This is a genomic window from Dokdonella sp., assembly GCF_051958935.1.
In the GTDB taxonomy this organism is placed as follows: domain Bacteria; phylum Pseudomonadota; class Gammaproteobacteria; order Xanthomonadales; family Rhodanobacteraceae; genus Dokdonella_A.
This window is the reverse complement of record NZ_JBQCFP010000156.1, coordinates 1-14,785: the sequence shown is the minus strand read 5'-3', so window position 1 is coordinate 14,785 and position 14,785 is coordinate 1. Positions and strand designations below refer to the sequence as shown.

Genomic DNA, 14,785 nt, shown 5'->3' with positions numbered 1-14,785 from the left:
GGGCACGCGCGATGCGCGAGCGCTACGGCGCCAACGAGCGCAGCCAGATGATGAAGTACCACATCCAGACCAGCGGCCGCTCCCTGCACGCGCAGGAAATCCAGTTCAACGACATCCGCACGACCCTGCAGGCGTTGTACGCGCTGTTCGACAACTGCAACTCGCTGCACACCAACGCCTACGACGAAGCGATCACCACGCCGACCGAGGAAAGCGTGCGTCGCGCGGTCGCGATCCAGATGATCATCAACAAGGAACTCGGCCTCAACTTCTGCGAGAACCCCTGGCAGGGCAGCTTCATCGTCGACAAGCTCACCGATCTCGTCGAAGAAGCCGTCTACAAGGAGTTCGAGGCGATCAGCGAGCGCGGCGGCGTGCTCGGCGCGATGGACACGATGTACCAGCGCGGCAAGATCCAGGAAGAAAGCCTCTACTACGAACACAAGAAGCACGACGGCAGCCTGCCGCTCGTCGGCGTCAACACCTTCCTGCCGAAGGAACACGCCGGCGACATCGTCACCGAGATCGAACTGATCCGCTCGACGGAAGAAGAGAAGGGCCAGCAGATCGCCAACGTGCGCACGTACCAGCAGAACCGAAATGTGCTCGCGCCGAAGGGCGAAACCTCGCACGCCCACACCGCCGGCAGCGACGAGGAGGAAGGGTTCGTCCACGACGGCCACGGCCTCGCCTACCTGCAGGATACCGCGCGCAACCGCAAGAACGTGTTCGCGGCGTTGATCGAAGCGGTGAAGACGCACAGCCTCGGCCAGATCAGCCACGCGTTGTACGACGTCGGCGGCGAGTACCGTCGCAACATGTAGCGTCGCGTGAAGTCGAGTCCATGGAGCGTATGACGCATTGCGTTATATGACGGACAGCGTTATAGTCGGCCATGATCCGTGACTTTGCCGACAAGGAAGCGGAAGAGGTATGGGCGGGCAGCCCGTCGCGACGATTGCCGGCCGATATCCAAGCCGTTGCTCGCCGCAAGCTGCGCATGCTCAACAATGCCGCCGTGCTCGACGACCTTCGCGTCCCGCCGGCAAATCGGCTGGAGGCGCTGAAGGGCGGTCGCAAAGGCCAGCACAGCATCCGGATCAATGACCAATGGCGCGTCTGCTTCCGCTGGAAGGAAGGTGACGCGTATGACGTTGAGATCGTCGATTACCACTGAGGCGACGGGTGCTCCATGAAGAAGCTGCCCAATATCCATCCCGGCGAAGTGTTGCTCGAAGAATTCCTGATCCCCCTGGGCATCAGTCAGAACGCGCTTGCGCGCGCGGCCGGGGTTGCGCCGAGACGGATCAATGAGATCGTGCTCGGCAAGCGCGGTGTGACTGCCGATACGGCCGTGCGTCTTGCGGCGGCTTTGGGCACCAGCGAACGGTTCTGGCTGGGCTTGCAGGCCGACTACGACCTCGAGGAAGCTCATCGCGCGATCGGTGGCGCGATCAGCAGGATCGAAAGGATTGCCGCGTAAGATCGCGGTCGCCCTTCGTGGATCGCCTCGTTCGCGCGGTGCTGGGTGATTGGGCGAGCGAGTACGGGGCGGTAGGTGTCGCGGTGCGTGCCATTACCGCGGAAGGCCTGATCGGCTGCAAGCTGCAGGCACTCGTCAACAATCCCGACCGCGCGCGCGACCTCCACGACATCCGCGCGCTCTTGCTGGCACAGCGCGGCCGCCTCGATATGGATGAAGTGCGCGAGTACTTCGCGTTGTTCGATCGCGAGGCCCTGCTCGATAAGCTGCTTGCCCAAGCCGATGTCGACGGAAGCTGATCGCCGCGTGCAACCCTTTGCAGGCACCATCGCGCCGTCGACGCCCGCGCGAGGCAGGGGCGACTTGGCCGACTGGGTCGAGCTGATGGAGGCCGTCGAGGCGCTCTGTCCGGTGTGGCCGGAGCGCTCGGTCCCGCGGTCGCACGCGGTCTACCTGATCGAGCCGGCCGCGACGCGCCACCCTGACCGGGGCCACTTCCGGTATCTTCGCGCCTTCTCCAGAATGGCAAGGATTCCCATGCGCCACGTCGTGCCCATTGCGTTCGCCACGGCCCTCGCGAGCGGCCTCTCCAGCGCCCTCGCCGCTGCGACGGTGCCGCCGACGATCCAGGAGCTCGGGCGCCTCTCGCTGAGCTTCGATCCCCTGATGCGCGGGCCGTTCGCGGTGGCGGACTTCGACCATGACGGCGCCGACGACGTCGTGCTCGGCGGCCAGGCGGGCGCAGACCTCCTGGTACAGGTCTACGGCCGGCGCGCCGGCAACTACGTTTCCAAACAACTGCTCGTGCTGCCGGGGGGCGGCGGCCCACCGCGCATTTTCACGCATGCGCAAGGCGGCCAAACGCATCTGTACGTGTTCAACCCCGATGGCAAGGCGTACGAACTCGCCGGCTGGCCGCTGCAACGGGTGCGTTCATTCGACCTCGGCTTCCCGATCCATGCGGCCGCGATCGGTGACGTCGACCAAGACGGCAACGAGGAAATCGTCGCCCTCTCGGCATGGTCGGGCGGTTTGCAGGTGCTCGACCTTGCCACGCTCGCCGTCCGCTGGATGGACCCGAGCGTCAGCGCAGGCGACCTGCTGTTGGCGCAGCTCGATGCAGACCCCGCGCTCGAAATCATCGTCGGCGGCGAGCCCGGTGTCATCATCGACGGCGCCACGCACGCGACCGAGTGGACATACAAGGACGGCTTCGGCGATTACCTATCCCCCTACCACGGTGGCGCAACGCCCCAGTTCCTCGGCGCGCACGCGTGGAATGCGATGGGCGTGTTCCAGAGCCAGCCCTACTCGCCGCTCTGGGACGTCTCCGTGTTCAACGTCGGCGCGGTCGCCGCGTACGACTTCAACGGCGACGGCAAGGACGACATCATCGAAGGCGACGCCCAATTCGGCGGAGTGAACATCGTCGACGGCCAGACGCACACGGTCACGTTGAGCATTCCGCATTCGTCCTACTCGAGCGCCGCCGTCGGCGCCGTCGACCTCGACCACAACGGTGTCCGCGAGATCGCCCATGCGGCGATGCAGGCAGACTTCCGCGGCGACGAGATCTTCGCGCTCTACAACCCCGTGGACGGCTCGACCGTGTGGGAGCTCGACCGCGGTCCGTCGGCGCCGTATGTCGGCCCGAGCGCAGCGTCGAGCGGGTCGCCGGGCGTCCTGCGATTCCTGTTCGGCGCGACGGCGCCGTTCTCCGATGGCCCGGCGTGGACCCAACTCGATGGCGCGAACGGTGCCGTGCTGTGGCAGTCCGCCATGGACGACAGTGCGCTTCCGCAAGAACCCGTCGCGTCGATTTCGCTCCCCGACACGGGAGCGGGCTCCGGCTTCATCGTCGCAGGCGAGCGCGCGTACCGGCCGGTCATCGTCGCGATCGACGATGCGACGCATGCTATGCGCTGGCAGATCGACGGGGACCCGGGGCACCCGCTCGAAGGCCGCACGGCCGCCACGCTGTCGACGGTGCCCCGTACCGGCGGCGCGCCGGATACGGGCATCGCCTGCCTGCGCGAATCGGGCGGATCGCGCCTGCTCACGTTCGCCCTCGCCGACGGACAGTCGTCGTGGATGTCGGTGCTCATGAGCAGCCCGTGCGTCGGTACGATGGCGGGCGATTTCGGCGGCGGTTCGCGCCTGCTGGTCGCCGTGCTCGGCACCACGCTGCGCGCCTACGACGCGACCACGCACCTCCTGGCCTGGTCGCTGCCGATGCAGGGAACGGTCGACGGCGCCACGTTGCTCGACGGCGTGAACGGCCGCGAGTTCGTCGTCTTCAGCGGCACGCAACTCGTCTTCCACGATGCGATCACGCGCGACGTGCTCCGCGAGTTCGACCTCGGCGAGCCGATCGAAGCGGTGCAGGAACTCGGCACCATCCACGCGCTCGCCGTCTCCGTCGGCGGCCACCTCGTGCTGCTCGACGGCGCCGATGGCCAGGTGCGTGCGAGCAGCGATTTCCTCGGCCGCGACTTCGGCGCCCACAACCAGCTCGCGACGCTGCCCGTCAGCGGCCAGTGGTTCGTCGGCGGCGTGAGCTCAGCCGGCGCCTTCCGCTTCCTCATCGCCGTCGACGAGTTGTTCGCCAACGGCTTCGACGGCTGACGCGCCCGCCGACGCATCGCGCCGCCTTGTCGTCCCCTCTCCCGCTTGCGGGAGAGGGCCAAGGTGAGGGCATTCCCGCGACACTGCCCAGCATATTCCCCTCTCCCGCTCGCGGGAGAGGGCCAGGGTGAGGGAAGCCTCGCCTCACCGCTCCGACGCGCTTTCTTTGAGCGCCCCGATCCGAATCCTGTAGGAAATTTCCTACAACCGGCAGGGTTGATTGCAGACTCCCTTTGTTGCTTACTCCACCTATCGACGCCACAGGGGGCGAAGATGGGGAAGGAAGGGGCGCCACGGCCATCCATGGCCGCCGCGATCGTGCGTTCGTGCATCCAGCGGATGCAGGCCGCTGCATGAAATACAACCGCACGCGCTGGAACGACGCACTCTCGCGCGTCGACGCCACGCGCTTCGAAGCGCTCGTTGCCGACCATTACCGCACCGAAGGCTGGTCCGTCGACCACGTCGGCACCGGCGCAACCGGGCAGGAATTTGACGGCGGCATCGACCTCAAGCTTCGTCGCGGCGACGCCTACATCGTCGTGCAATGCAAGCGCTGGGACGCGCTCAAGGTCACGCACAACGTCGTCCACGAACTCATCGGCGTGATGATGACCCAGCGCGCAACCGGTGCCGTCGTTGTCACGAGCGGCGAGTTCACCCGAGCGGCATTGGAAGCCGCGTGCCGCGAGCCTCGAATACAGCTCGTCGACGGCGTAATGGTTCGAGAGTGGATCGACCTCGCTGCGCTCGAAGCGGAAGAGCGGCGACAGCCATCCGATGGTTCCGTAGGCGCGGATGACTGGACGCACGTCTTTACCGAACGGGAAACCCATAGGCGCCCCACATCGCGTCCGCGCAGCGACAACGGTGCACCTCTCATTGCGATTGTCGCCACGATCGCATTCGCTGCGTTCCTCGCGTTCGTATTCCTTCCGCTGCGGCAGGGAACGCCGAGCACGACAGTTTCCGCCACGGCAACGACGCGAGCTCAGCCGCTCTCGGTGCCGCAAGCATCTGCGAATACGCCGCCGCCAGCGACGTTCGCACCCACATCCACACCTGCGCCAACACCAGCCCGCGCCGGGTACCTCACTCAAGTCGCGCAACCCGTGAACCGCGCGGTCACCGAATACCTGCGACAGGCAGGCGTCCCCGACGTCTCCCGCCCCGTCGACCACGAAGCCGCACGCATGGCCGCCAAGGCCGTCGCCGGCGTGCGCAGCGCGCTCTGGCTCGACCACGACAACTTCGTCGTGATGGTCGACGGCGCTCAATACCGATCGATGGCGATGATCGACGAAGTCTGCGACGCGCTGGAGCCGCTCGGCGACACGCTGGGCGTCGTCGTGAATGTCCAGGACATCACCGCGCAGCATGCGGATGGTGCGACGACGCTGTCGCGCAATTGCCAGTTGCCGGAGGGGCAGAGGGCGTTATTGCAGAGGAAGCGGCAGGTGGATGTGGTGGCGCCGGAGACGAGGGCGCTATTCAAGGGACAGCAGCCCAAGAAATGAATGCGGGCTGCCCCCGCTTCCCGCCAAAGTGTCGCTTCGCAAATTCCATCGCACGAACAACCAAAACAAACTGCTGAGTAGTACAACTTTTTGAGCCAATGAACGGCTGAGGCAGGCAGCGTCATGACCAATACCCCCAAGGTTCCACCAGCCGATGTGCTGCCGGCTAACGTCGTCAAGGTAAGAGACGACCATCGCCCGTTAAGCTTCTCCCCGGTTGGCGACAATTTCGAGCTCCGCGAGGGTAGTGAGGCGTCGTGGATCAATGCCGGCGAAACGTTCGGGCATAAGGAACTGCGTGAACGCATCGAGCCATGGCTGACATCGCTTTTCCAATCGGAACATCTTTCGCTATTGGCAGGATCGGGGCTGACCCATGCTGTCCATTACTTGGCTGTTGGAAAGCCTGCGACCGGCATGGGTGAAGTGAGCCTCGCTACCCACAAGGACAAAGTCAAGGCGGCAGCAGAGAAAGCAGCAAAGGAAGCGGGCCGACAACAGGGAAATTTTGAAGACCAACTGCGCGTAGCAAATGAACTCATGCGTGGGCTGGAAATCCTGGAAGACAGCAAAGCCGACATCCTGCGTAAAGAACTGGGAAAAGTGATGCAGGGGTTTGCCGAGTCCATCTTGAAGAGCGAGGCCGGGATTGCGGCTGCTCAGGAGAATGAACGAGAGCAAGCGTTCAACACACTGGTCACGTTCCTGATGAGCTTCGCCAGCCGAACAGGGACAAGGGACCGCCTGAGTATCTTCACGACCAACTACGACCGCCTCATCGAAGCTGGAGCTGGGTTGGCTGGGCTGCACCTACTGGATCGCTTTCTTGGCAACTTGACGCCGATCTTCCGATCCTCACGGCTCGATCTGGACATGCACTACAACCCCCCGGGCATTCGTGGTGAGCCTCGCTATTTGGAGGGCGTGGCCCGCTTCATCAAGTTGCATGGGTCGGTCGATTGGGTGCAGACCGGCAAAGATATTCGACGAATCGGCCTCCCGTTCGGAGCTGAGAAGATCGACCCCTACCTGGCAGCCCCGGGTTTGACTGGAGCGACCGCCCACGAGTTGATGATCTACCCGAATGCCGCGAAGGACAGGGAGACCGCCGACTACCCTTACGTGGAACTCTTTCGCGACCTCGCTGCAGCTGTGTGCCGGCCAAACAGCACGCTCGTGACCTATGGCTACAGCTTCGGCGACGAGCACATCAACCGCGTGATCCGGGACATGCTCACCATTCCGTCTACGCATTTGGTGGTGATTTCACGTGATGACCCACTGGGAAGGGTGATGCACACGTATGAACAGATTGGGAGGCCATCACAGATCAGTCTGTTGATCGGCCCCGCGCTAGCAGACCTGACCACGTTGACCGAGAACTATCTACCTAAGGCAGCGATTGACAAGACAACCTTCCGTATGAGCGAGCTGCTGAAGCAGCGGTTCCTCACGAAGCAAGGTGCGCTCCAGCCCAATAGCGTGGCCCCGGATGGAGGCGACTAACCGTGAGCCTGTCGCCCCTGGCGTACGCCGACTCGTTGCGCATCGGCACGATCGACTTCGTCTCGCCCGATGAGATCAAGGTTCTGCTAGACATCGAAGCTCCCGACGGGGTTTCGCTGAATACCGGCACGCCACGCCCGTTCCCGCGTATCAACGGCTACGTCCTGGCTCCTGGCGATCAAGGCTATCTAGTCGCGCAGGTCGAGTGGATCACTGTCGAGCGTTCGCAATACCCCAAACGCAAGGGAATGCAGGACTTCGGCTTGGTGGACTTGCCGTACCCGCTGCGCAAGATGAGCCTAAATCCCTTAGGCCTATTGTTCTACACCGGGGGAGTCAACGGGACGGACCGCTACCAGTTCAAGCGCGGGGTACAGACCTACCCCTCCGTGGGCGATCCGGTCCTGCTGCCCACGCAAGACCAGCTCCGCGCCATCGTCGAGTCGGGCGAGAAACGCCGCGTGAAGATCGGCGTGAGTCCACTCGCCGCAAACGCCGAGGTACGAATCGACCCTGATCGCCTCTTCGGCCGGCACTTGGCAGTCTTGGGCAACACGGGCAGCGGCAAGTCGTGTTCGGTCGCCGGATTGATCCGATGGTCGATGGACGCAGCGAAGAAGGAGCGCGGAGGCAATGACCCCAACGCCCGATTTATCCTGCTCGATCCGAACGGCGAGTACGCCAGCACCTTCAAGGGGATGGGCAAGGTACGGGTATTCGCGGTTGATCCGGCTGAGGGCGTCGATCAGCTTCAGGTTCCTCTTTGGTTCTGGAATAGTGCCGAATGGGCAGCATTCACGCAGGCAAGCGCGCGAGCGCAGCGACCGACATTGATCCAGGCACTTCGCTCTGTGCGAGACGGTTCTATTGATGCTGCGATTACGCCAAGTCATGACGCTCGCCGCTACTTGAGAACCTTGGTCAGCGCCGTGCAAGTAGAGCGAAATGCGGGAGGACCTTGGAAAGGGCCGGGACCTGCAAGGGGCTTCCGGGATCGACTTCGCGCGTGGGATGAGGGACTTGTTGCTGATGCATCGTTTACCCAGAAAGAGGGAGCGGCGCTCACACAGCTTACGCAGCAGATCACGCAGCTGCTTAGCACTCGCCAAGGTGATTGGCCAGCGGTCTTCACTAGGCAGGAGGTGGATGCGCTGTTGCAAGAACTGAGTCAAGCTCATTCCGCATTCGGGGGCAGTGCCACCGATGTTCTACCCATTGATGCCGACATCCCTCGCCCGTTTACCGGCGACAATCTCCTCCGCAGCGTCGAAGCAAACGCCGAGTTGATGGGTACGTCAGAGTACGTCGAGACAATGCTGATGCGGATCAGGACAATTCTGTCCGACAGCCGCATGAAGACAATCACTGGTGGCGTCGAGAACACAGGGCTGGCGGAATGGTTGACCAGCTACATCGGCGACAGCGAAGCCTCGAACGGCTCGGTCACGGTGATCGACCTCTCTCTGGTTCCTGTCGAAGTAGTTCACATCATTACGGCAGTGATCGCGCGCATGACGCTGGAGGCCCTGCAACGGTACCGCAAGCTACACAGCGGCAAGGTCTTACCAACCGTGCTCGTCATGGAAGAAGCACACACCTTCATACGCCGCTACCCAGACGACGCCGAAAATCAAAGTTCCGCCGCGATCTGCTGTCAGGTCTTCGAAAAAATCGCCCGCGAGGGACGCAAGTTCGGCTTGGGGTTGGTACTGTCGTCGCAACGCCCGAGCGAGCTGTCTCAGACTGTACTGTCGCAGTGCAATAGCTACCTGCTTCACCGCATCAGCAACGACCGCGACCAAGAACTGGTCCACAAGCTGGTGCCCGACAACCTGCGTGGCTTGCTGCGTGATCTGCCTTCCTTGCCATCACGCAATGCCATCCTGCTGGGATGGGCTTCAGAACTGCCCGTGCTTGTGCAGATGAACAGTTTACCTAAGGAGCAACGTCCAAAGTCTGACGATCCCGACTTCTGGGCGGTATGGTCCGGAGACGGACTCGACCAAACTGCCGACGGTCAACCTCTCGAACGAGCCGTTGATTGGGAATCTATTGCTGCAGACTGGCAGCAGCTATCAACTCAAGAGGAGGCTGAAGGCGATCCGAAAGATGGTGACGGCTAGTGGAAAGGACGCTACTCTCGGAACTGTCGATTTGAAGCCCCCGGCAATGTTGCTCGCATAGTTTCATTGCAACGACCGCAGTCTGGGTGGCCTGCGCATCTGCGCATATCGAGCAAAGGTTTGCGTTTGGCGCCGCTTCAGCGTCGCGTAGGGGCTGTGTTCGATTTTGGCTGCGCGGGCAAGGTGTGCCCCGCGCCGGCGCTTCGTGCGATAGTCGCTCCGCAACCGTACCGTCGCGCGAGACATGCTGAGTCGCATCGAACTGCATCGCTACAACCAGGCCGTGCTCGCCGTGCATGCGACGCCGTCGCTGGCGCAGTGGTCGGCGAATCTGCTGCACGCGTTGCGGCTCGTCGTGAGTGGCGACATCGCGGTGGTGAACTGGCGCGGTGCTGAGGGTGTCGTGGCCACCGCGTACGACCCCCAGGGCGCGATCCCGGCCGAGATCAATGCCGCCGTGCATCGTTACCTGCACCAGAATCCGCTTTACCTGCACCGGCGCGGCGCGCCGCGCAGCATCTCCGACGTGCTGAGCCGGCGGGAGTGGCATCGGACGGATCTGTATGCGGAGGCGTACGGCCGGCTCGGCCAGGAGGACGGGCTCGCGCTGGATATTCCGCTCGCGCGCAGCGGCGTGCTGACGCTCAACATGACGCGCGCGCGCCGCGGCTTTCGCGACACGGAGCGCCTCGGCCTGCGTTTGATCGAGCCGCACGTGCAGGCGTGCTGGCAGCGCCTGCAGGCGCAGGAACGCCTCCGCGCGGCGGCGGTCGCGCACGGCGGTGCCACGCCCGGGCGCCTCACCGCGCGTGAACGCGAAGTGCTGCTGTGGGTGGCGAATGGGCTGCGCAACCAGCAGATTGCCGAACAGCTCGGCATCCGGCCGGCGACCGTGAAACGCCATCTCGAAAACCTCTACGCGAAGCTCGGCGTCGCCGGACGCGCCGACGCACGCATGCTGCTCGAACGCGCAGCGACCCCTGCGCCCGCCGATTGAGTCCCGCGGCATGGGCCGTCGGCCCATTGCCGCCCGCATGACCCCTGCATAGCGTGCGCGCACCTTTCCCGCTTGCGTGCTGCTTCCATGTCCGCATCGACTCGCCATGCCCGTCAGCTCCACGTTCCGGCGCAAGTGCTGTGCTTGGCTTTCTTCGCGATATCCAGTGCGCACGCGGCCAGCACGATCACCGTGACCACGGTGGCGAACACGATCGACTTCGACGCGACCGGCAGCGGCACGACGCTCGTGCGGCCGGTGTGGGACATGACACCGCAGTCGGACAACGCCAACCAGCCGAGTCCGACTACCGGCGTCTGGGTTCCGGCGTCGGGTACGCCGACCGTCGCCGAGCTTCTCGCCGATCTCGCCATTCGCGGCGACGGCGAGGTGAGCTTGCGCGAGGCGATCGCGATCGCCAACGCAACGCAATACGCGGGCAGTGAAACCGGGCCGACCACGATTGCCTTCGACACCGTCGCGATAGGCGGCGACACCGTCACGCTCGATGCACCGGACAACTGGTGGTACGGGCCGACCGGACTTCCACCGATCTATTCGAACCTCGTCATCGACGGCGGCCCCGGCATCGTGATCGAACGCCAGAACCTGTCCAGCGATACCAACGTGCCCTTCCGCCTGCTGTACGTCGCCGGAAAATTCCACAACCTCGTCGAAGGCGAAGCCGCACTGCCGGCTCGGCCCTATACCGAGGGACAGCTCGTGCTGCGTCACGTTACCTTGCGCAATGGCCTCGCCAAGGGCGGCGACGCGCGCGAAGGCGGCGGTGGTGGCGGTTTCGGCGGCGCCGTCTACAACCAGGGCGAGCTCACGCTCGACGGCAGTTTCGTCGTTGCCAACCGCGCGCTCGGCGGCAGTTCGGGTCATGCCGAGTGGCCCGTGGGCGTCGGCCAGGGCGGTGGCGGCATGGGCGGCGATTCGTTGGGTAAGGCCGGTGGCGGCATGCGTTATGCGGGCCTGCCGGATCAGGGCTATACCGTTCACGACGGCGGCGGCTGGCTCTCGAACCGACCGCGTCTCGATGGCGGCGCGACGTTCGACGGCACGACCAACACCGGTGGCGCGGGCGGCGTCAGCCCGATCGGCGGCGACGGCGCGTCCGGCGGCATCGCCATCAACCAGACCTGCGACCACGCCGCTGTCGGTGGTGGCTTCGTGTCGAACGGCAGCGGTTGGTGGCGTGGCGACGGCGGCGGCTACTCGTCCTATTGCAGTGGTGGCGGCGGCGCGTTCGGCGGCGGTGGTGGCGCTCCCAGTACCGGTAGCAGCCGGGCAGGGGCGGGCGGCGTCGGTGGCGGCGGTGGCACGGGCAGCGACGGCGGCTTCGGTGGCGGTGGCGGGTGGAACGGCTTCGGCGGTTTCGGCGGCGGAAACGGCCTCGGTCACGGCGCGCCATGGGGTTTCGGTGGCGGCGGCGACGGCCTGGTCGGCCCGATCGGCAGCCAGGTCGCCACCGGCGGCGGCGGTGCCGGACTCGGCGGCGGCATCTTCAACCACGCCGGCTCGCTGAAGGTGATCGGCGCCAGCGAAATCAGCGGCAATACCGCCCAGGGCGGCGACGGCGGCGGCAGCGGCTCCGGCTATGGCGGCGGCATCTTCAATCTCGTCGGCGCGATCGATCTGGACGGCGCGCGCATCGTCGGCAATACGGTCGCGGTCGGTACACGGGGCACGGGTTTGAGCGGCTTCGCCATCGGCAGCGCCGTGTACAGCCGCTTCCAGGACGAGGACACCGGCTTGAACGACCTCGCCGCGCGCGGCGATCCGCACACGCCGAGCACCGGCCGCGTGCGCCTGCTCGGCGGCGCCGAACTATCCGGCCCCACCGGCATTCCGGCCTGCTATGCCGATGCCGGCGACCGTCAGGGCATCGGCTCGGACGAAGCTCGCCTGCCGTATTTCGTTTTCGATGGCGCCTACACGATCACCGGCGACGCCACCGGCCTCCACGCCTGCATCGCGCAGGACCGGCCCGATGCCTATTTCGTGATCTCCTATTACGACAATGCCGAGGGCGACTTCGCAGCGCGCGGCTGGCTCGATGCGAATTCGCAGTTCCAGCAGAACATGCGCGCCGCGGCGAATCTCTGGTTGGCGGAATTCCCGCCCGCGACGAAGCTGCGCATCGTCATGCGGGTCGAAGCGAGCCGCATCGAACCGCGCTTTGGTGCGAACGCGTACTACTCCGGCGATGCCGGCACGTTCGTCGGACCGAACGGCAGCAATGTCGTGCGCGTCCCCGGCGTGCTGCAGAAGCTCGCCGACGGCGCCAGCACGGCCGGCGTCTACGACATGCTGCTGCAACCCAACGCCGCTTTCATCGATGCGAATTACTGGCTGGACCCGACGCCGGACGATCGCGACGACAACCCGATCCCCGCCGGCCGCAACGATCTCGTCTCGGTCGTGCTGCACGAGATCGAACACGGCTTCGGCTTCACCAGTTGGCGCACGCGCGATTCGACGGCGAACTACGGCACGTACACCGGACAGGTCACGCTGTTCGACAGCCTCACTGCGCTCGCCGATGCCGGCAACCCGGCCAGCGCGAGCCTGTTCGTCGGCCCGCACGCGAAGGCCGCATTCGACGGACAGCCGGTTCCGCTGACGCAGTGGGGCCCGGCGTCGCCGAACCTCGGATCCGACTTCGCCCACTTCGGCGCGACGTGCATCGACCGCGACGACGACAGCTCGCTCGATCCGCGCCTGCGCTACGCGCTGATGACGACTTGCCCGCTGCCGGTGAGCGGCTATGTCTCGATCACGCCGCTCGATCGCGCCGTCCTGATGGACCTCGGCTATCCGTTCACGCAGCCGTCCGACGAAACCCTATTCGCGGACGGATTCGATGGGTGATGGGATCGGCCTCGCGTGCCGGCGCGGGCACAAACAAAAGGGACGGAGGAATCATCCGCGCACTTGGTGGTCGCGGGTCTGCTCGTGGTTGACCATCAGTACGCCACGTCCCGCCATCCGCGCCAAGGTAACGCGCGCGCAACGCCCGGCCAATCATGAACGAGAGCCGTCGCGCGGGTTGTAAGTCCGCGATTTCTCCTTGAACTGTGCACCGTCGCGTGCGTCCAATAGCGGCTATCCGGCGCGCATTGCCGGATCGCTGCCGACGCAGGAGTCGATCGTGATAGTCCCCGCTGTTCCGGGCCGCTTGGCCCTCGCATCAACCGTGCTTTGCCTGAGCGCGGGCGCCTCCGCGCAGTCGGCAACACCGACGCAGGATTCCGTCCAGGGCGGCCCGCCCACGCCATTGCAGTTGGAAGTACCCACGCAGCCCGTGATCGCAGCATCGCCCGCAGGGACCTCGGACAACGCGGTCGTCGACGCGCAGGACAGCGCAGCCTCCGAGCGCAAGCACGGCCCGGAGGTGCACGGCAGCGTCACAGCGGGCATCGGCAATTCCAGCGGGTTCGGTACGACCACGTTCGAGGCCGCGGACTTCGACATCAGCGGCCAGTCGGACAGCGGGCGCGATTACGGCGTGCGCATCCACGTGGAGCAGAGCAAGGGGCCGGGGTACGGGCCTTATGGCGGGTATTACCCGGTGCGCTGAGCGGCAGTACGGTTGGTCCGCACGCGTCGGCGACGAGCTCGGGCATTCGCGTTCGGATCGTCGAACGGCAGGCGCAGCGCTCGGCGCTTCAGGACATTCGCTCGACGTGTCGAGCGTGGAATGTGGACGATTACGCAGGACGCCCGGCGCTTCGAGCGCAACGCTCGGGAGGCCAGGAAGAGAACGTCGCCGGCCGAGCCCTTCGCTCGGATCGTTGAGCGCAACGGCTCGCACATCGAGCGGAACGCTCGGCGCGTCGAGCCATGAGGCTGACGTTCGGAGCAAAACGTCTGGCAGTCCAAGCGCGGAGTGTGGCGCTCGCGGTGGAGCGGGCGAATGCGCGAGCGCGCGCGAGGCTGGGCAGGGTTCGCACAGTGGGAGTCGCAGATCCGGCGCGCGTAATGGCTGGGCGACACCAGCTGCGGGTTCTGGGTGAGCGGGGACATCGTCTGAAGGCAGAACGTCTCGGACTTGCTGCCCATCTTCATGAGCGTGCGGCGCTCGTCGTTGATGAGGCCGATGAGCCCGGCAAGCGAACTGCGTCTCCAGCTCGTCAGGGCCGCATCGATCGCGGTGAGCTGGGCATCGGTGAAGGACAGGGAAACAGTGGCTTGCGTCGTGCGAACTTCTCCTCGTGGAGTGGACTGCGCCCGGCGCCCCATGGTTTCTCTCACCCGCCGCGCTGCGCGCGTCGGCCTCTCCCGCGAGCGGGAGAGGCGAAGGGCGCGCGATCGTCCCGCGGGCGAGGTGGAGGGCGCCGCGATGTTCCCCCTCTCCCGCTTGCGGGAGAGGGTTGGGGTGCGGGCGTTCGGAGCGCTGCGCGCCGTTCTTCCCTCACCCGCCGCGCTGCGCGCGTCGGCCTCTCCCGCGAGCGGGAGAGGCGAAGGGCGCGCGATCGTCACCGGCGGGCGAGGCGGAGGGCGCCGCGATGTTCCCCCTCTCCCGCTT

12 protein-coding genes are annotated in these 14,785 nt (G+C 65.3%); 11 read left to right on the top strand and 1 reads right to left on the bottom strand.

What is annotated here, in order from left to right:
• The 11 genes from ACTHK2_RS14975 to ACTHK2_RS14925 form a co-directional block, all read left to right on the top strand.
• Positions 1–824 (top strand): methylmalonyl-CoA mutase family protein (locus tag ACTHK2_RS14975; protein ID WP_440246520.1); only part of this gene is annotated, 824 nt, incomplete at its 5' end.
• A gap of 71 nt (positions 825–895) precedes the next feature.
• Positions 896–1,177, top strand: coding sequence for a type II toxin-antitoxin system RelE/ParE family toxin (locus ACTHK2_RS14970; protein WP_440246519.1), 282 nt, complete (start codon positions 896–898; stop codon positions 1,175–1,177).
• Positions 1,178–1,192: 15 nt separating this feature from the next.
• The gene (locus ACTHK2_RS14965; protein WP_440246518.1) at positions 1,193–1,483 is read left to right on the top strand and encodes a HigA family addiction module antitoxin; all 291 of its coding nucleotides are present in this window, start codon (positions 1,193–1,195) and stop codon (positions 1,481–1,483) included.
• Between the two features lie 17 nt (positions 1,484–1,500).
• Positions 1,501–1,782 (top strand): nucleotidyl transferase AbiEii/AbiGii toxin family protein, encoded by a 282-nt coding sequence (locus ACTHK2_RS14960; protein ID WP_440246517.1) that lies wholly within the window; start codon positions 1,501–1,503, stop codon positions 1,780–1,782.
• 238 nt (positions 1,783–2,020) lie between these two features.
• On the top strand, positions 2,021–4,108 hold the full coding sequence (locus ACTHK2_RS14955) for an FG-GAP repeat domain-containing protein (protein WP_440246516.1): 2,088 nt from the start codon (positions 2,021–2,023) through the stop codon (positions 4,106–4,108).
• A 353-nt stretch (positions 4,109–4,461) separates the two neighbouring features.
• Entirely contained in the window at positions 4,462–5,625 is a 1,164-nt protein-coding gene (locus ACTHK2_RS14950; protein WP_440246515.1) for a restriction endonuclease, read from the top strand.
• 123 nt (positions 5,626–5,748) lie between these two features.
• Positions 5,749–7,131, top strand: coding sequence for an SIR2 family protein (locus ACTHK2_RS14945; RefSeq protein ID WP_440246514.1), 1,383 nt, complete (start codon positions 5,749–5,751; stop codon positions 7,129–7,131).
• Between the two features lie 2 nt (positions 7,132–7,133).
• Positions 7,134–9,254, top strand: coding sequence for an ATP-binding protein (locus tag ACTHK2_RS14940; protein ID WP_440246513.1), 2,121 nt, complete (start codon positions 7,134–7,136; stop codon positions 9,252–9,254).
• 244 nt (positions 9,255–9,498) lie between these two features.
• Positions 9,499–10,251: a helix-turn-helix transcriptional regulator gene (locus ACTHK2_RS14935; protein WP_440246512.1), complete on the top strand. Its 753-nt coding sequence runs from the start codon at positions 9,499–9,501 to the stop codon at positions 10,249–10,251.
• 135 nt (positions 10,252–10,386) lie between these two features.
• Positions 10,387–13,128: a hypothetical protein gene (locus ACTHK2_RS14930; RefSeq protein WP_440246511.1), complete on the top strand. Its 2,742-nt coding sequence runs from the start codon at positions 10,387–10,389 to the stop codon at positions 13,126–13,128.
• A gap of 199 nt (positions 13,129–13,327) precedes the next feature.
• Positions 13,328–13,837, top strand: a complete 510-nt coding sequence (locus ACTHK2_RS14925; protein WP_440246510.1) for a hypothetical protein — start codon at positions 13,328–13,330, stop codon at positions 13,835–13,837.
• Here ACTHK2_RS14925 and ACTHK2_RS14920 read toward each other — a convergent pair.
• Positions 13,822–14,511: a hypothetical protein gene (locus ACTHK2_RS14920; protein WP_440246509.1), complete on the bottom strand. Its 690-nt coding sequence runs from the start codon at positions 14,509–14,511 to the stop codon at positions 13,822–13,824. The two genes, ACTHK2_RS14925 and ACTHK2_RS14920, sit on opposite strands and share 16 nt — an antisense overlap.
• Positions 14,512–14,785: the final 274 nt, after the last annotated feature.